This window comes from Bacillus sp. UMB0893 (assembly GCF_002858905.1).
Lineage (GTDB): Bacteria > Bacillota > Bacilli > Bacillales > Bacillaceae > Bacillus_P.
This window is the reverse complement of record NZ_PKLB01000002.1, coordinates 194,524-211,537: the sequence shown is the minus strand read 5'-3', so window position 1 is coordinate 211,537 and position 17,014 is coordinate 194,524. Positions and strand designations below refer to the sequence as shown.

The window sequence follows — 17,014 nt, the reverse complement described above, 5'->3', positions numbered from 1 at the left end:
AAAAAATTGAAAAAAGTAAAAATTGCAGGAAGGGAAGTTTATCCTATAGGCTTAGGTACTTCGAATATGGGAGATAATGCAGATAAATTTGAACAAGAAGTAGAAGCAATAAGAGTTGGTCTTGATAATGGCGTTCAAGTTATTGATACTGCTGAAATGTATGGTGATGGAAATGCAGAGAGATTGGTTGCACATGCTATTAAGCCTTATTACCGTGAAAATTTATTTCTTATATCCAAAGCCCTTCCTTCAAATGCTTCGGAAAAGCGTTTACCGATTAGCTTAGAACAAAGCTTAAAAAGATTAAATACGGACTATTTAGATTTATATTTGCTCCATTGGAAAGGGAATATTCCGATTAATGAGACGATTGAAGCTTTGGAGAAAGCAAGAATTCAAGGGAAAATTAGGTCATGGGGTGTTTCTAATTTAGATGTTGATGACTTAGAAAAAATAATAAACCTACCTGATGGAATAAAGTGTGCAACAAATCAAGTACGTTACAATTTGGGAGACCGAGGAATTGAATTTGATTTAGTACCTATGATGAATAACCTCGAAATGCCATTAATCGCCTATTCTCCAGTTGCTCGGGGTGATCGTTTTGGTGCCAACCTAACTAAACAAAAAGTTTTAAAGGGAATTGCTGAAAAACATCAATCAGATATCTTTCAAATATTATTAGCATGGTGTATTCGAAATGGTCAAACAATTGCTATACCACAATCTCGTAATACTACTCATGTTATCGAAAATGTGAAAGCAGCTGAAATCCAATTAACACAGCAAGATTTGGATCAATTAGACTCAATCAATCCAAAACCTAGCATGAAACAGCCCCTTGCTTTATGGTAAGAATGTTTCTACAGCTACTCTACAATGAATTACCTAATATGACATTACTCACTAAAAGATAAAATTGTCTAAGATGTCTCTCATCAGAGTTAAGAAGATAAATGAATTAATTATACTTAATAAATTTTGGAGAAGGACATATTCCTATTGAACTATAAGAGCACAAATAGTAGAACAAGGTATTAGTTTAAATCCTAACGATGATGGGAATGGAGAAATATAAAAAATGAAATTACCGCCGATTATTCCAAAAACTTATATTACTTCGAGTGCAGAAAAGATATTTGATACTATCACTTCATCGGGTGGCTGGGACTCATGGTTTACGACAGGTTCGGAAATAAAGGTGAATGAAGAAGGTAAAGGGAATATCAAATTTGTTTGGAAGGATTGGGGTCCCGACAATGTTTCAGTTAAAGATAGTGGAGAGATTTTGTGTGTGAAATGAAATAAGAATATAACCTTTAATTGGTCCCCTACTAATAAATATAAAACGGAAGTCTCTATTACTTTTGATAAAAGTGATGAAGGAACAGTTGTTACTGTTACTGAAACTGGCTATTTAATTGAAGATGCAGATGTATGTTTATCTTGTGCAACAGGTTGGGGAGAAGCTTTAACATTTTTAAAGATGTATATTGAGTTCGGTATTACAACAAATGAATTGAAATGTCTTTTAAAATTGTGAATTAATATACTATTGGGCCATATGTTGGAGTAGAAAGACGAAAAAATACATATCTATTTGCTAGGGACTACAAATATACTGGCAATACACAAACATCAAGAGACGATTAATCCAAAAGTAATCGTCTCTTTCTTTTCAAAGGATAAAATCTAAGAAAATAAAAAGTTGTTCATACTCAGTTGGTATAATGGTTACCTTATGACTAAAATAAAATTTGACAAGACACCAAATAGTGCCGTATTCTAAATAGTGAATAGGACTCCATTTGGTGTCGTTTTTGATTCATGCAGATCAGGGGGAGAGTGATATTGAACAGGATAAGACCAATTAGAGATGTTTATGACGCAGTTGCCGATCCAACTCGGCGTAAACTGCTGCGTTTGTTGGCAGATGCAGAAGAGTTACCTCTTTACGAATTAACCGCTCAATTTCAAATGGGCCGTACCGCTGTATCTAAACATTTGGCTATCCTTAAAGAAGCTGGTTTAGTTTCTGACCGTAAAGTTGGTAGAGAAACAAAGTATCGACTAAATGCAGCTCCCCTACAGGAAATTAAAGATTGGGTATCTTTTTACGATGGATTCTGGAAAGAAAGAATTGTTAAATTAAATCTTTTATTGGAGGAAAAAAAAATGAAACCAGATGTATCATTAGATTTTCAATTTAAAAGTTCAACCGAGCAGGTGTGGAACGCTTTAACAGATTCGGATACTCTTGCAAAATGGATATGGAAAAATGACTTTAAACCAATCGTAGGACATAAATTTCAATTCCGAGCTGAGCCAAATGAATGGTGGAATGGAATTGTAGATAGTGAAGTATTAGTAGTGGATGAGCCTAATAAACTTTCTTACACCTGGGTAAGTGCCGGAGAAAGCACTACTGTTACATGGACATTGAATAAAGGTTCAGATGGAACTATCCATCTTCATCTCGATCAAACTGGATTTAGTGAAGAAACAAGAGCCCGCGAAGGAGCCATCGAGGGAGCTAAATATGCTTGGATGAATATGGGTGATCAGCTCGGAAAAGTGTTAGAGGAAATGTAACACACACTCTATCCTGTTGGTGTATTTCTTTAAACTATAAACGATTGTAAGAATTGTTAGGTAACAAAGAAGGCTGGGTTTATGTGTGAACTTGTTTAAAAGGTTATTTGGTGTTAATTTGAGAGCAGCATTAGTAAAATAACCTTTAGGATTAAAGAGATTGTGATTTAAGATGTTATTTCGCTATACAACTAAGACTATTAAACAAAATAGGAATTCCACAGTTATTCCATTATATGGCGTGTTTCTGGAGCTAGAAATGCGCCCTTTTCAATGAATTGGACCAATTAATGGGATAAGAGAAGGAAGTATTAGAAAGATAATGCGATCAACGATGGGAATATCAATTTGTATCGTTGTTCCTTATCGCATTGATATGTCCCCCGTGCGCTTCTACAATCCATGCGAAATGGATAAGCCAGGCTGCAATTAAATGAATTTGTTGATTCGAAAAAAACTCAACAAATCATTTGAAGTTGTGCTAACATGGCAATACTAGATTTAGAGAATGGAGAAGATATCCGATGAAAATAAATCAATTAATTGCCAACAATATTAACCGTTTAGATGCCGTCTTGCCGGAAGATCAATCGTTAGGAATTGCTGGTTTGTCCGGATCTGGTAAAACCACGTTTTGTCAAACCATTGGTGAAGAATCCAAGAAGCGTCTCGTCTCCTTATTGCCCAAAGCTGAATATCAGTATTTGTTTTCTAATATAATGGAAACGAATTTTAGTGCCATCAAGATGGAAGACATGCCTTTAGTTCTTTTTCTAGGGAAATCATCGATTTCTTCTAATCCGCGTTCAACGATTGGCACCCATACCGGCGTTTTTAAAGAGATTCGCGTGCGGCTTGCTGAAAAATTTAATCTTTCCCCTGAAGTTTTTTCCTTTAATAATGCATTAGGCTGGTGTCCTGAGTGTAAAGGACGCGGTACTACCAAAAATGTAGAATGTAAAAAGTGTGAGGGCAGACGTTATAATCCGGAAGTTGAGCAATATAAGATAGAATTATTGAATCAACCACATAGTATTTCCGATATCAACAATTTAAGCATTGAATCAATTCATTCCCTTTCAGAGGAATTACATATTAATGAAGCGAAACAACATATTCTTAAAAATATTATCAATATGAATATTGGTTACTTAACATTAAATCGGATCATGGGTACATTGTCAGGAGGGGAATTAACACGGCTTTATTTAGCAGAATTCATGGCAGTAAGTGTTAATACCGTGATTATTATTGATGAAATCTCCGTTGGTCTTGATCACCAAACCCTATTGAAAATTTTAGAAGAGATTAAACAATTGGGCTATAAGAATCAAATTTGGCTTATCGATCATTCTGACACTGTGCTAGATAAAGCTGATGAGCAATTGTTCTTTGGGCCTGGCAGTGGTAAATACGGGGGAAAAATTGTCGAAGAATCACCTCGTCCAAAACCTGTTTTTGGGGAACGAAATCAGTCTATGCCAACAGAATACTATCAATTTCATGATCTATACTGTCGTAATATTCAAATGGCTGAAATTCAGATTCCCAAAAATAGAGTTGTAACCTTTACAGGTGAGTCTGGATGTGGTAAATCGACCCTTGTAAATGAGTGTATCTCCAAGGATTTTCTGAAGCGATATCCAAAAGATAAACTGGTCATGGTAGGGCAGGACCGAAACCAGTCGATTACCAGCCGGTCAACCGTTGCGACGTTTCTTGATATCAAAAAGAAACTTACCAAATACAGTGACGAAATTGATGATATTTTTCAGCGCTCAATTGAAGACATTATTGTGGAACTTCCAAATGAAGACATCGCTCATAAACGCTTGAGTTTACTGATCAAACTGGGACTCGGTTATTTGACGTTGGAACGAAAAACACAAACCTTGTCGACAGGTGAATTTCAGTGTGTTCATTTAGTATCTGAGCTGTTTTCGAACTCAAGAAACCCACATACTCTTTTTATTTTTGACGAGCCTTCAAAAGGTTTATCACAAAATATTTTGAACCAATTCATTGATAGTGTAAGGGTCATTCTGCAAGATGAATCTGTTTCAATTATGATGATTGAACATAATGCCTATATGCTGGAAAGCTCTGATTTTATCGTTGATTTTGGTAAAAGACAGCTAGAACCTGTCGGGCATCTTGATGTTGTCAGTCATGATGATTATTATCGTCTTAAAAATAGGGAAGATATTGCTGCTCCATTGACTATTTCTTCCTCACTCAAGCAGCAAAATGGCATTACCTATTTAAAAGAAAATCATATCGATTATTTTAAAAAGGCAGAAAACGTCTATAAGGGCGGCATCTTAAAAAGCTTATCATCAATGGCCCGTCTGATTTATGGTGAATACGAATCTGAAACCATTGCACCCGTTATTGCCATTGATCTAGAAAGACATTTGTATAGTCAATATAGTTTTCTCTATGAAATTGGCGGCCTGATCAACCATATTGTGGCGGCGCATCCGACCAATAAAGATACTAGAAGCTTCGATTTCTTTTATCAAGAAAATCATTGTCCATGCTGCTCGGGCCGCCTGGTGATTGAAAAATTTGATATAGATGTTGTCATTCAGGACAAAACCGTTCCATTTTGGGATGGTCTATTGCATCCAGACGTGATGGAGGTATTAAAATATTATCAATATCCAAAATTACAATTCTTATTTGATGAGATAAAGAATGAACTTGGTCAAGATATTAGTAAAAGCTATAATGAGATGACAGAAGCAGAAAAGCATACATTTTTATATGGTTATTGGGAAAAGTCATTTTATGATAAAGCAGGCAAGTCACGGAGAACATGGGAAGGCTTTAATTTAATCATTGGGCGTTATATGTTTATTTCGAAATCCATTATTAAAGAGCATATGAAAGCATCAAAAGAGATGATTATCTGTCCAATCTGTCAAGGAACTGTGCTTAACCATCATAAAAAACTGAAATTTGGTGACACTGATATTCGTGAGATTATTCATCAACCAATTAATCAGGTGATAAAAACAGTAGGGGATTTACCAGAACTGGAAAAAGTAAAGGCAATTCTTGGCGGGGATATAACGCTTACGGAAGATGTCTCCTTGCTTCCCAGAGAAACTCAAGTAGCTCTGAAAATGCTTGAACTGGAACAAGCAAGCTTTGTAGGTTATGAAATGGTATTACAAAATGCTTTACCATTCTGGGACAGAATTAAAGGCAATATCGAAGCAATAAGCAGCAAAAATCTGATAACAATCTGTGATTTTGCCAATATTGATGAAACTAGAGAAACAATTATTGATAAGTATTTCACCAATGGAAAATACAAAAAACTAACGTATGTTTATGAAGCGTTTGGTTACAAAAAAATTGTCACCCAAATTAATAAGATTAAAGCAAGTCATCTATGTCCATTTTGTAAAGGGAAGAAAGTCATTTCGGAAGATGGACTCCATGATGGCGTGCATAAATTATCGGTGCCATGTGTTAGTTGTTATGCAAGTGGCATCAATGATGAAGGGCGTAAAGAAATCGTCGATGGCATAGAAGTGCAAACATGGCTAACTGGCAAAGTAAGTGATGTTGTTGCTGAAAGCTTAAGTATTGAGGCTGTTGCAGATATTCCAATTTTCAATCGAATTCGTGAGTTAAATAAACGAGATATGATGGCGGTTTATCAATGCCTTGAGCATAATGAGTAAAATTTGCAACAGAAACAATGACTAAATGGACTGAACTACGTTAATTTGATCTGATACCTTCTTAACTATAAATTCAACAACACATTATGTAGACATTAGGAAATGAAAGAAAGAAGAATTTAAACAGTCATAAAATATTAAGTTCTTCAACAATCGGGCGCTTTCGTATTATAAGGTCAGCCAGTCATTTCTGGCTGGCCTATTCTGGAGTAACGAAAAAAGTCCAATTTCTCAATTTTAATACTGAGAAATTGGGCTTTTTTTTATTGTAATTTCCTTAATGCTGTAAATCCGCATTTTCTTGACTCTACCCCTAGTAAGAGTTAATTCTATCAATAACGGCTAAATTAATTACTTTAATCAAATAAAGAAGTAAGACTGTAGTGACTGTCGGTTTTTTACTTTGCAGTCACTTTTTATATAAACATAGTTAAATCGCATTTTTCCAATTTGTGCTTTACATATTTTATGATTTAATAGGCACTGATTGTGCACTCAAATAATGAATTACATTCCGAGTCCAAACAGGCGAATGTCTTTTGCATTTGATAAATTGCATAAAATTAAAGGAAGAAGAAATGAATGTCTGTAAATCCATTCCCAAGAAGCGCCTCTATGCAGCTATTCATATGAAAAGCAAAGTAAATAGAATAATTTATATGATATTGCAAAAATTAATATCAAAATACAAAACACCTGCCTTAGCCCCGAGGTGAATTAATGAAACAAAATAGAAAAAAAGGTGAGCTCATTCTCATCTTATTGAGTTTATTGGCCATCGCCTTGTATGTAGCACCTCTGTTTATCTTAAAAGAAGAAGCCCATGTACGCGTTCATGATAATTTGGATTCAAACCTGGCATGGTTTAAAGTATTAACGGCAAACGATAATCTTTTCAAAGGTCTTAATGAGAATTTGCCCCAAATCATTAATGGGCTGCCGCGAAATGCACTTGGTTCAGAATTGAATATTCAAATTTGGCTCTATAAATGGCTGCCGACTATGTCAGCATATGCTCTCACGCAAACCATCACAAGAGTTTTTGCCTTCTTTGGCATGTACCTTCTTTTAAAGACACATTTCTTAAAAGAGCAACAGTATACATTCATAATTGCCGGCACAGCCTTAGCATTTGCCCTGACACCATTCTGGCCTCCGGGCATGCTTAGCACCCTTGGAATGCCGCTTGCACTTTGGGCCTTTTTAAATATTAGAAAAGGAGATCATTCTTGGCATAATGTAGCCGTTTTAACTTTACTCCCTTTTTACTCAAGTTTCGTTTTAGGTTTTTTCTTTTTCTTAGCAGCATTGAGCATTCTTTGGATTGCGGACTTGATTAGAGAAAAAAAATGGAATTTTCCTTTTTTATTATCCATAGCATACATGACACTTGTGTATTTTATTGTAGAATACCGATTAATCTACTCCTTTTTATTTTCGACTGAACCTAATAGCAGGGATGAGTATTTTCATGCAAGATTGCCCTTATGGCATGTCATAAAGCTCACATTTAAGAATTTTGTTTTAGGACATACCCATGTCATGACCGTTCATGGACTGATAATACTTCCCGTTACTCTGGTGGCAATGTATGTAGTATTTCGAAAAGGAAAATGGAAAAGTGAAAAACCATTTGTTCTATTATTTATTTTGAATTTCATTTTATCAGCATGGTACGCATTCTGGTTTTATAAAGGATGGCTTCCTTTGACGAATCGTTTTCATTTTTTGGATACATTTAACTTTGCCCGTTTTCACTTTTTGCGTCCGATCATTATTTATATGGGGTTTGCTCTTGGATTAAAGATTTTATTAAGTCAATTAAGACTTAAGCGGGTAATCGGAGCGTGCATTTTGGCCCAGATATGTCTTTTAGGCATCTTTAATGATGAGATCGTTTATCAAAAAAAACCTTCCGTAAAAGAATTTTACGCAGAGGAACAGTTTGATGAAATAAAAAAATATATAGGAATGCCTGTTGAGGAGTACAGAGTGGCTAGCCTTGGAATTCATCCTGCTATAGCTCAATACAATGGATTTTTCACATTAGATACATATAACAACTTTTACCCGCTCACATACAAATATCAATTCAGGAGAATCATTGAAAATGAATTAAGTAAAAATAATAGGGTGCGCATTTATTTTGATGAGTGGGGCGGGAGATGCTATCTTTTCAGCAGTGAGCTTGGAAAACATTATATGTATAAGAAAAATTCCACTAAACGGCTTAAAGACTTAGAGCTAAATATTGAACCTTTTAAACAAATGGGCGGAACATACATTTTTTCAGGCTTGCCAATCGATCATCCGGATCAGAACCAATTAGTATTGGATAAAGTATTCAATTCTCCCGATTCAGCATGGAGGATATATTTATATAAGGTTAAATAATCGTTAAATAATCACCATGGAGGACATGCATAATGAAAGCACCGACACTTACAATTGTGGTTCCATGCTATAACGAAGAAGAAGTTCTTCCTCATACCATCAACGTTCTCAATGAGCTGTTAAGCAGTCTGTTAAAGGAAAAAAGAATCTCTGATAAAAGCAAAATCCTTTTCGTAGATGATGGTAGCAAAGACTCTACTTGGTCAATTATTAATAAAGCATGCCTGCGTATGGAACAAGTTGCAGGATTAAAATTATCGAGAAATGCAGGACACCAAAATGCATTGCTTGCAGGTATGTTCACTGCAAATGAAGGATCTGACTGTATCGTATCCATTGACGCCGATTTGCAGGATGACACCACTGTGATAAGAGAATTTATTGATAAATTTCAAAGTGGCTATGAAATTGTGTATGGCGTCAGAAATAAAAGAGTCACAGATACTCTTTTTAAACGAAAATCAGCTGAGTGGTTTTACAAGCTCATGAAAAAGCTGGGTGTCGATCTAATATACAATCATGCTGATTTTCGTCTAATGAGCCATCGGGCCGTACGGGAACTGAAAAGCTTTGATGAGGCTAATTTATTTTTAAGAGGAATCGTTCCGCTGATAGGATTTAAATCAGCCAGTGTCTTCTATGAACGCAAAGAAAGGCTTGAAGGACAAACTAAATATCCGTTAAGAAAAATGTTTTCTTTTGCCTTTGATGGCATCACTTCATTTTCGGTGACTCCGATCCGTTTCGTTTTATCAATGGGTTTGCTTTCTTTTATTGTCAGTCTTTTATTTGGCGTGTATTGTCTGACAATGAAATATTTTGGACAAACTCAAACAGGCTGGACCTCTTTAATTGCCTCAATCTGGCTGATAGGAGGCTTGCAGATGATTGCAACGGGATTAGTTGGAGAATACATCGGGAAAATTTATAAAGAAACAAAAAGGCGGCCTAAATATATTGTTGATATTGACTTGTATAATCTTCCTATTCCCAAAAAGCTAATTCAAGAAGAAGACTATCATTATGAACTCAGAAAATAAGCTGAAACAGAATGAAACGGTATTTATTAAATTCATTCTTGTGGGTATGATGAACACTGCAGTTGGTTTATCAGCAATCTTTCTCTTATTGAACGTTTTTCATATTTCTTACTGGATGTCAACTTTTGGAGGGAATGTCATTGGGGCAGCTGTCAGTTTTGCCTTTAATCGTTCGTTCACATTTTCAAGTAATGCCAGTATCAGAAAAAGTATACCGAGGTTTGCATCAGTTGTAGTAGTATGTTATTTCGTGTCATTTTCTGGAGGGGAAGTTGCTGCGGATTTCGTTTATAAAATGATTCTGCAAACGTATCTCATGACACAAGATATGCTGGCTGTTTTGCTTGGGACAGGTATATATACGGTATTAAATTTTTTGGGACAGAGGTATTTTGTTTTCAAGTATTAACTCTTCCAGATGTTTAATTTATTCAGTTGTCATAAAGAATGGAGAATTTCCATTTATAAGCAAGGAATTAAAAAAGCAGTAATAACTACTGCTTTTTTTTATTCATTATCATCAAATAAAACTATGTTCTAAATAATCATTAATAACAAAAAATACCTCAGACTTTATTTCACATATAAAAAAATCACAATTTACTTATCAAGTAATTAAAGGGTCAAAAGACTCATTTTCCAACATAAAGCAGGATATTGCCAGAAAACATTGAATTATTAGAACATCATGCAATTAAAATATCTTCAAGTAAGGAGATGTTTGTAATGGGAGAGAAGAGAAGTGCCAGCGGATTTTTATTGAAACAAAGAGCTTTCCTGAAGCTTTATATGATTCGGATGACTGAACAGGATAAACTGTATGGATTAAAGCTGCTTGATGTGCTTCGGGATGAGTTTAGACGGTATGGATACAGGCCGAACCACTCTGAAGTTTATAAATCACTTCATGAATTGATTGAAGATGGTGTTTTAAAGCAAGTGAAACGAAAGAAAGAAGGTATGAAGCTTCAGGAAGTCGTTTATTACAAGTTTGAAGACTATGAGAAGGCAAAACTATACAAAAAGCAGCTGAAAGCAGAACTGGATCGTTGTCAAAAATTATTGGACAAAGCTCTACAAGATAACTACTCTTAATCCTTAGAATCCGGAATTCGGGTTCTTTATTATGTTTGAAGTATTTTTATGTTAGGTTATGATAGGTAATAGAATTACCGCAGAAACTGGAGGAATGAAAATGCTTCAAAAAACAATTAAAGCGTATATTGAAAATGAACTTGCCAATAACCCTGATAATCAGCCGATTGGCATTTATAAAGAAGAAAAGGATTATGCAGAACAACATAAACTGGTGCCTGAACAAGTTAATTTAGCTGAGAAGGAAGCATTATCCCGTTTTAACAATTCTTATATTGAACGTGTAGATAAGGAAACGGAAGAATTGATTTCTGTTGAAAAACCAGAGGAAATTCTACAGAAAAAAGTAAGTTTTGTGAAAACCAATAAAAAAGAGTTTCTATACCTTGAATCTGATTGGTTTGACATCATTAGAATCGACGGTCTTGCTCTTGAACATGACGATGTGTTTGGATCTTATAAATCACTCCTTGGATTAAAACAGAAAAAAATATTTGGCCCTATAATCAGAGAATTGCTACAAGAAAAAGCTAATGGTGAATCAACAAAATTTCAATTACTGTTCAACGATAAAGATGGCTTATGGGATTTGAATTTTGATTGTGATTTAGTAGAGGGATTCAATGAAAACATCTCATTACATGCTGCGCTTGAATTGATTTACAGCTTTCTATTTAAGCTTGTAAATGAAATAGAAGAGAATGGACAATGAAGTATAGGCCTTGAGAAAAGCTTGCAGAAAATCTGCAGGCTTTTTATCTTTTGGCTGTTTTCGCATTGATTCTTCTATTGTTTTAGATTATTAATTGTACCCGTGGATTTTCGCTGCAGGCACTTGCTTTCCGCTACAATCCACTAAAGGTTTTAACCATTTTTTCTAAAAGCAACAAACTTTAGGAAAAGAGCCTATCTTTTTTATCTGGGCATTCACCCTTATTGACAGTAAACATATGTTAGCAGAAAAGAGGGAGAGAGTGATTGGATGGTCGGAAAAGTGCTTCATTATTATGCAGGGGGAAATACAGCCAAAGGGTATTTTAGCCTTTATGAATCTGCAGTCAAGGATTTGAATCGTGTGTTTTTGCTTCAAGGAGGGTTACGATCAGATAAATCTGCATTCATGCATACATTAGGGGAAACATTAAGAAAAGAAGGACATTCTATTGAATATTTACATTGTGCATCTAACAATGAGTGGATAGAAGGGGTAATCTTCCCTGGTGCCGGTGTTGGAATTATTGACGATACAGTGCCAGAAATTCGCAAATATACAGCAAGTGAAAACCTGCAAATAATCGTTCTTGAAAATCAAAGGATCACTGAATATTCTTCTGAACATAATGATGAAACCCAAAGGCTTAAAAAAGACATTTCTTCAAAATTTCAAAAAGCATATACATCTTTTGCTGAATCGCTTAAAGCACATGATGATATTGAAGATATCTATATTGCAAACATGAGTTTTGCTAAAGCCAATGAATTGACAAATGAACTGATTGATCTTTTTTTTGGAGAGGAAACAGCTGAAAAAACTTCAAATGTAAAACATCGTTTTCTAGGTGCTGCTACTCCAAAAGGCGCAGTTGACTATATTCAAAATTTAACTGAGGATATCGGGAAACGTTATTTTATTAAAGGCAGAGCAGGCTCAGGGAAATCAACCATGCTGAGGAAGATTGCAGCTGCTGGAGAAGAAAAGGGATACGATGTTGAGATTTACCATTGTGGATTTGATCCAAACAGTTTAGACATGGTCATCCTTCGGGAGAAAGGCATAGCAATATTTGATAGTACAGCCCCACATGAATATGACCCTGAACGTGAAACAGATGAAATTATTGATATGTATGAAACCTGCATAATACCTGGTACCGATGAAAAATTTGCTGCAGATGTCGAAAGAACAACTAAAGCCTATAAAGATAAAATGAATGAAGCAATCTCTTATTTGGCGGAAGCAAAAGATATGATTGATCAGCTTGAAGATCTTAAAGGTATTAGAAATTCTGCTGTATCTGATAATCTTTATGACATCCTGACAGAAGAAATAAAACTGATCGTGAAACAAAAATAGTAATACAATTGAGGTAGAGCTAAACGAACATTTAGCTCTATTTTTTATATGGTTAGTTTAAAAAATCGAATGGGTGATTTCAGTTTATTGTGATCACGATATGACCTGTAAGAAACAATATGATGGTCTAAAGTAAGGACATCCAACTGTAAAATGTCGGAATCCTTAGTTTCCAGTTTGTAATGAACATCGCCTTGGTCTAGCGAATAAAACGAATAAGCAAATCCTAAGAGGTTCTTAGTGCTTTTTTTTGTATCAGGATGGTATTGGATATATGCAGCTAATTGTTCAATTGTAGCCGTAGGAGTTCCTGTAAGAGAATAGATTCGTTCTTTTACATATGCAGAAGCCTGGATAAAATTCATTTTTGCTTTATTTAACATATTTGTTAAATGTATTTCCATATTGGTCCTCCTTCATTTCAGTCGGGGGAATCCTTTATGGTATTCCCCCGGCATAATAAACTAAAAATTATTGTTGATTTTCCGGCTGCCCAGAATTTTGATTGTTTCCGCTTTGATTGCTCATATTCATTCCAGTTAATTGCGGCATCATATTCTGAAGCTGTCCGCCGCGGCCTGTCATCATACTATAAGCAGCCGCACCAATGCCAATTGAAGCAACAATAGGAAGTAATTGAATATTATTTTTCATTTCAAGATCACCTGTTTCTAAAATTTATTTCCTGAGAACAGTTATAGCTTCTGTTTATTTTGTGTTTCTAAAGCTAACAATTCCTTCCTGAAATGTATTTCTTGAAATAATTATGAATCTATTTTAAAATTTGGTAATATTTAAATTATTTTTGTAGATTGTGGGGATCATAAATGACAGTTAATCGTGTTCGTGAATATGTAAAAAAATTTGACAGCTCTTTGGAACCAATTGAATTTGAAGAAAAAACGAACACCGTCGAGGAAGCTGCAAGAGCACTTGGTGTTGAGAGTGCACAAATTGCAAAATCGATTCTTTTTAAAGTGAATGACAATTTTGGATTATTCGTTACCGCCGGTGATGTCCGTATGAATCAAAAGCAAGTTAAATTTCTTCTTGGTCCTGGAAAACCGAAGCTTGCAGCCCCTGAAGAGGTGGAACTTATAACAGGCTATAAAATCGGTGGAGTTTGTCCTTTTGCTTTAAACAAAGAAGTCCCAATTTATTTAGATAGATCGATGAACCGCTTTGATACTGTCTATACAGCTGCCGGAACAGCTCATTCAGCATTGCCTATAACTTTTGATAAACTGGCAGCCATTACAAAAGGAAAGGTGATAAATACACAGCTCTCTGAATAACTTCAGCAAATAAAAAACTTGGGAGACACACATGAAGAGATGGGGAATTGAACTCTTATTGGTGGCTGTGGTAACAATCTGGGGAATTAATTATACAATTGGCAAGTATGGTGTTGCTGAACTGACATCCATTGATTTTACAGCGATGCGTATGGTAATCGCTGCGCCAATCTTACTTTTAATTACATACTGGATCGAACAATCACTCAAAATCGATCGGAAAGACTTCATGCGACTAACGCTTACAGCCATGGTAGGCATCACGCTTTATCAAACATTGTTTATGGAAATGATAAAATATATTTCTGCTGCAAATGCATCTTTAATCATTTCAGTATCACCTATTTTCACAACAATGTTTGCTTTATTATTTAGACAAGAAAAATTCTCTTTTCAAAAATTAATCGGGTCATTTACTGCTTTTATTGGGGCTGCAATCGTTCTCCTTGCAGGTGATCATGCAGGTCAATCTCAGCAAATCATAGTTGGCAGTATTATTGGTGTATTGACATCGATGTGCTGGGGATTGTATCCGATTTTAGCAAATCCGCTTATAAAGAAATATACTCCGCTAAGAGTTACGGCATGGTCTGCTGTGATTGGAGCTTTACCCCTCGTTGTTTTAAGCGGAACAGAGGTGTTTTTTACAGCTTTTACGCTCCAGCCAGTAACATGGTTTTCTTTGCTTTATTCAGTGTTTTTTGTTACAGTATTTGGTCTTGTTGTGTGGTATATTGGCATTCAAAAAATTGGTTCAACAAATACGATGGTTTATATGTATTTAACACCGTTAACTGCCGTGATCTTTGCTGCTATATGGATTGATGAACATATTTATCTTCAGCAGATTGTTGGGGGTTTCATTATTTTTATCGGTTTATGGATCGTTAAATATCAGAAAAAAAGAATCGCTGCCCCTGAACCGAATTTCAAGAACTGATTAAAGCCTCTCTTGTTATGATAAGAGAGGCTTTTTAAGTTGATGTTTTAGAAGCCTGAACCCTTTTGGCTAACCAATTCGAATCCCTGCATTACAAACAGAAATAATGATAGCCCGTGAAAGGCATAATCAGCATCTAAATTTTTGTATTGGATTTTTTCGCTCTATTCTCAAGCACACTTTTTGGTTCAGATGAAAACTCAGTATCTTTTCCCTGTCCTTGAGGATTCACACTTGGTGCTGCTTTCCCACGATTTGATCCTGTAAATTTACTGCTCATTCCATTCACCTCCGTCCTTATTATGTCCTGTAATCTTTTGTTTAATATCCACCCTCAAAAACCTGTTCTTAAAAACGAATATTCTAATACTAATCCGCTTTGGGGGGATCAATGTGAAACACCCAATATCAAACGAAGAGCTGGCTTTCTTGCTTGAAACTGCAAAAAAATCCGGTAAGTCAAAAAAAGACTTCAAAGCGTTTATTCGAACCAAGATACTTGAAAAAGAAATAAAAACACATTTGAATAATAAAATTAAATCCTTGCTCAAATGAGTCAGGATTTTTTCTTTTTATAGCCTAATTGAAAATGGAATTAGAGCACGCAGAAAACACCCACACATAGACTATAATGATCGTACTGAAAGGGAAGAAAGGAGGAAAAGCGTGTCCGAAAATTTCAATTCAAAAGCTTACATCACGATTCCAGTTGAAATGAGTTCTTCTAACCAAACATTTCTTCGCGTTAACTACATGCAAGAATTCATAAAGAACCAGCAGTTTGTAAATACTGAACTTTCAAATGCAGCTATGAACGTAAACAATGTGCTTCAGGAATCCAGATCTGAGCAAACACAGCAATTTAATTCTATTTATAATCAATTAGAAAAACAGGAAGCTGTCACAACACCTCTGCTGACAAATATAGAAACACAGCAGACTTTTTCAAAAATGATGAGTGAGCGTTTAACAGCTTTAGAAAAATTAAACACTGACGTTTTGAAGAAAATACAGAATGAAGATCACATCAGCCAGGCGATTATCGATCAGCTAACATTGCAGGATCAATCCATAAGAGATCTTGCTGGCAGATTTAAAAGTTACGAAGGATTGCAGGAAACAATGGCAGGTCAGCTTGATTTGCACGTTGAACTGGAAGAACAAATTAATGAAAAGCTTCAAATGCAGGAAGTATTTCATCAAAGCGTGATGGAGAGAATCAGTCATCAAGAAGCTTTAACAGAAAAGGTCTCGAGAGATTTGGACCATTTGAAAACCGTAGTTTTTGAGAGAGTTTCCTATCTTGCTGAAAAAGTGGAAGACCATTTCAAATATATAAAAGATTTTATTTTCAATCTAATATCAAAGGGTGGATCATATAAAGAGTATTCGATTACCAAACCTAAAAGAGAAAAAGAACAATCCCTTGATACAAAGTGAACGACAAAAACCAACGAAAATCGTTGGTTTTTGATTTAGGTATGAAAAAAATCCATGATTGTTACCTATTGCTTTTTGAAATCTCTTCAGTTACAACAAACGCAAGATCATCATTGCCGAAAAGGGATAATACACCAAGGAGGGTTTCATTTGAAATCTCTCCAGCCTCATCTTTAGGAACAGTTAATTCAATTGCTTGCTTTAATTCATGATTAGCTGATTGATCAGGGTATGCGCGTATGTAGAGCTCAGCCGGATTAAGGTCGTGATTGATGCACCATTGAGCAAAGACAAGGATCATCATTTGCTCGTCCCGCTGATAATTGCGGATGATTTGCTCTTGTGTTTCTTTTGAATTCATGAGTAAAAGCTCCTTACTATGTATCGTTTCTATACCTATCATAGCATATGAAAAGAAGAAGAGGGTGAGTGCTATTGATCCTCTTCTT

General features: G+C 35.3%; 19 protein-coding genes and 1 pseudogene. 16 read left to right on the top strand and 4 right to left on the bottom strand.

What is annotated here, in order from left to right:
- Nucleotides 1-6 precede the first annotated feature (6 nt).
- From CYJ36_RS06700 to CYJ36_RS06650, 12 genes and pseudogenes are all read left to right on the top strand, one after another.
- Nucleotides 7-855, top strand: a complete 849-nt coding sequence (locus CYJ36_RS06700; protein ID WP_101566095.1) for an aldo/keto reductase — start codon at nucleotides 7-9, stop codon at nucleotides 853-855.
- 226 nt (nucleotides 856-1,081) lie between these two features.
- A complete protein-coding gene (locus CYJ36_RS06695; protein ID WP_101566093.1) occupies nucleotides 1,082-1,303 on the top strand; it encodes a hypothetical protein in 222 nt (73 codons plus the stop codon).
- A gap of 9 nt (nucleotides 1,304-1,312) precedes the next feature.
- Complete coding sequence (locus CYJ36_RS24785; protein WP_101566518.1) at nucleotides 1,313-1,543, top strand: SRPBCC family protein; 231 nt, start codon at nucleotides 1,313-1,315, stop codon at nucleotides 1,541-1,543.
- 284 nt (nucleotides 1,544-1,827) lie between these two features.
- Nucleotides 1,828-2,037: pseudogene (locus CYJ36_RS24315) on the top strand (metalloregulator ArsR/SmtB family transcription factor); the annotation flags it as partial.
- A 138-nt stretch (nucleotides 2,038-2,175) separates the two neighbouring features.
- Entirely contained in the window at nucleotides 2,176-2,592 is a 417-nt protein-coding gene (locus tag CYJ36_RS24310) for an SRPBCC family protein (RefSeq protein ID WP_185771069.1), read from the top strand.
- A gap of 524 nt (nucleotides 2,593-3,116) precedes the next feature.
- Entirely contained in the window at nucleotides 3,117-6,287 is a 3,171-nt protein-coding gene (locus tag CYJ36_RS06680; RefSeq protein WP_101566089.1) for an ATP-binding cassette domain-containing protein, read from the top strand.
- 720 nt (nucleotides 6,288-7,007) lie between these two features.
- Nucleotides 7,008-8,681, top strand: a complete 1,674-nt coding sequence (locus tag CYJ36_RS06675) for a DUF6044 family protein (protein WP_101566087.1) — start codon at nucleotides 7,008-7,010, stop codon at nucleotides 8,679-8,681.
- Between the two features lie 32 nt (nucleotides 8,682-8,713).
- Nucleotides 8,714-9,721, top strand: coding sequence for a glycosyltransferase family 2 protein (locus CYJ36_RS06670; RefSeq protein WP_101566085.1), 1,008 nt, complete (start codon nucleotides 8,714-8,716; stop codon nucleotides 9,719-9,721).
- Nucleotides 9,705-10,130 (top strand): GtrA family protein, encoded by a 426-nt coding sequence (locus CYJ36_RS06665; protein ID WP_101566083.1) that lies wholly within the window; start codon nucleotides 9,705-9,707, stop codon nucleotides 10,128-10,130. Before CYJ36_RS06670 ends, CYJ36_RS06665 begins: the two co-directional genes overlap by 17 nt.
- 317 nt (nucleotides 10,131-10,447) lie before the next feature.
- Nucleotides 10,448-10,816, top strand: coding sequence for a helix-turn-helix transcriptional regulator (locus CYJ36_RS06660; RefSeq protein ID WP_070877428.1), 369 nt, complete (start codon nucleotides 10,448-10,450; stop codon nucleotides 10,814-10,816).
- A 100-nt stretch (nucleotides 10,817-10,916) separates the two neighbouring features.
- Nucleotides 10,917-11,528: a hypothetical protein gene (locus CYJ36_RS06655; protein ID WP_101566082.1), complete on the top strand. Its 612-nt coding sequence runs from the start codon at nucleotides 10,917-10,919 to the stop codon at nucleotides 11,526-11,528.
- A gap of 270 nt (nucleotides 11,529-11,798) precedes the next feature.
- Nucleotides 11,799-12,890, top strand: coding sequence for a PRK06851 family protein (locus CYJ36_RS06650; RefSeq protein WP_101566080.1), 1,092 nt, complete (start codon nucleotides 11,799-11,801; stop codon nucleotides 12,888-12,890).
- Between the two features lie 44 nt (nucleotides 12,891-12,934).
- Here CYJ36_RS06650 and CYJ36_RS06645 read toward each other — a convergent pair whose 3' ends face one another.
- Nucleotides 12,935-13,294 (bottom strand): hypothetical protein, encoded by a 360-nt coding sequence (locus CYJ36_RS06645; protein WP_101566078.1) that lies wholly within the window; start codon nucleotides 13,292-13,294, stop codon nucleotides 12,935-12,937.
- 67 nt (nucleotides 13,295-13,361) lie between these two features.
- On the bottom strand, nucleotides 13,362-13,544 hold the full coding sequence (locus CYJ36_RS06640; protein WP_101566076.1) for a hypothetical protein: 183 nt from the start codon (nucleotides 13,542-13,544) through the stop codon (nucleotides 13,362-13,364).
- 173 nt (nucleotides 13,545-13,717) lie between these two features.
- Here CYJ36_RS06640 and CYJ36_RS06635 point away from each other — a divergent pair, with 173 nt between their 5' ends.
- Nucleotides 13,718-14,185, top strand: coding sequence for a YbaK/EbsC family protein (locus tag CYJ36_RS06635; RefSeq protein WP_101566074.1), 468 nt, complete (start codon nucleotides 13,718-13,720; stop codon nucleotides 14,183-14,185).
- 31 nt (nucleotides 14,186-14,216) lie between these two features.
- Complete coding sequence (locus CYJ36_RS06630; protein ID WP_101566072.1) at nucleotides 14,217-15,125, top strand: DMT family transporter; 909 nt, start codon at nucleotides 14,217-14,219, stop codon at nucleotides 15,123-15,125.
- 136 nt (nucleotides 15,126-15,261) lie between these two features.
- On the opposite strand, the gene sspL is transcribed toward CYJ36_RS06630, so the two are convergent.
- Complete coding sequence (sspL, locus tag CYJ36_RS06625) at nucleotides 15,262-15,405, bottom strand: small, acid-soluble spore protein L (protein ID WP_101566071.1); 144 nt, start codon at nucleotides 15,403-15,405, stop codon at nucleotides 15,262-15,264.
- Nucleotides 15,406-15,518: 113 nt separating this feature from the next.
- On the opposite strand from sspL, the gene CYJ36_RS23565 reads away from it, so the two are divergent.
- Complete coding sequence (locus CYJ36_RS23565; RefSeq protein ID WP_180850120.1) at nucleotides 15,519-15,680, top strand: hypothetical protein; 162 nt, start codon at nucleotides 15,519-15,521, stop codon at nucleotides 15,678-15,680.
- A gap of 111 nt (nucleotides 15,681-15,791) precedes the next feature.
- On the top strand, nucleotides 15,792-16,565 hold the full coding sequence (locus tag CYJ36_RS06620) for a hypothetical protein (protein WP_101566069.1): 774 nt from the start codon (nucleotides 15,792-15,794) through the stop codon (nucleotides 16,563-16,565).
- Nucleotides 16,566-16,626: 61 nt separating this feature from the next.
- On the opposite strand, the gene CYJ36_RS06615 is transcribed toward CYJ36_RS06620, so the two are convergent.
- A complete protein-coding gene (locus tag CYJ36_RS06615; RefSeq protein WP_101566067.1) occupies nucleotides 16,627-16,926 on the bottom strand; it encodes a hypothetical protein in 300 nt (99 codons plus the stop codon).
- Between the last annotated feature and the right edge of the window lie 88 nt (nucleotides 16,927-17,014).

Coding starts and splice junctions, on each gene's coding strand:
- CYJ36_RS06695 (WP_101566093.1), top strand. CDS start 1,082: ATGAAATTACCGCCGATTATTCCAAAAACTTATATTACTTCGAGTGCA.
- CYJ36_RS24310 (WP_185771069.1), top strand. CDS start 2,176: ATGAAACCAGATGTATCATTAGATTTTCAATTTAAAAGTTCAACCGAG.
- CYJ36_RS06680 (WP_101566089.1), top strand. CDS start 3,117: ATGAAAATAAATCAATTAATTGCCAACAATATTAACCGTTTAGATGCC.
- CYJ36_RS06675 (WP_101566087.1), top strand. CDS start 7,008: ATGAAACAAAATAGAAAAAAAGGTGAGCTCATTCTCATCTTATTGAGT.
- CYJ36_RS06670 (WP_101566085.1), top strand. CDS start 8,714: ATGAAAGCACCGACACTTACAATTGTGGTTCCATGCTATAACGAAGAA.
- CYJ36_RS06665 (WP_101566083.1), top strand. CDS start 9,705: ATGAACTCAGAAAATAAGCTGAAACAGAATGAAACGGTATTTATTAAA.
- CYJ36_RS06660 (WP_070877428.1), top strand. CDS start 10,448: ATGGGAGAGAAGAGAAGTGCCAGCGGATTTTTATTGAAACAAAGAGCT.
- CYJ36_RS06655 (WP_101566082.1), top strand. CDS start 10,917: ATGCTTCAAAAAACAATTAAAGCGTATATTGAAAATGAACTTGCCAAT.
- CYJ36_RS06650 (WP_101566080.1), top strand. CDS start 11,799: ATGGTCGGAAAAGTGCTTCATTATTATGCAGGGGGAAATACAGCCAAA.
- CYJ36_RS06645 (WP_101566078.1), bottom strand. CDS start 13,294: ATGGAAATACATTTAACAAATATGTTAAATAAAGCAAAAATGAATTTT.
- CYJ36_RS06640 (WP_101566076.1), bottom strand. CDS start 13,544: ATGAAAAATAATATTCAATTACTTCCTATTGTTGCTTCAATTGGCATT.
- CYJ36_RS06635 (WP_101566074.1), top strand. CDS start 13,718: ATGACAGTTAATCGTGTTCGTGAATATGTAAAAAAATTTGACAGCTCT.
- CYJ36_RS06630 (WP_101566072.1), top strand. CDS start 14,217: ATGAAGAGATGGGGAATTGAACTCTTATTGGTGGCTGTGGTAACAATC.
- sspL (WP_101566071.1), bottom strand. CDS start 15,405: ATGAGCAGTAAATTTACAGGATCAAATCGTGGGAAAGCAGCACCAAGT.
- CYJ36_RS06615 (WP_101566067.1), bottom strand. CDS start 16,926: ATGAATTCAAAAGAAACACAAGAGCAAATCATCCGCAATTATCAGCGG.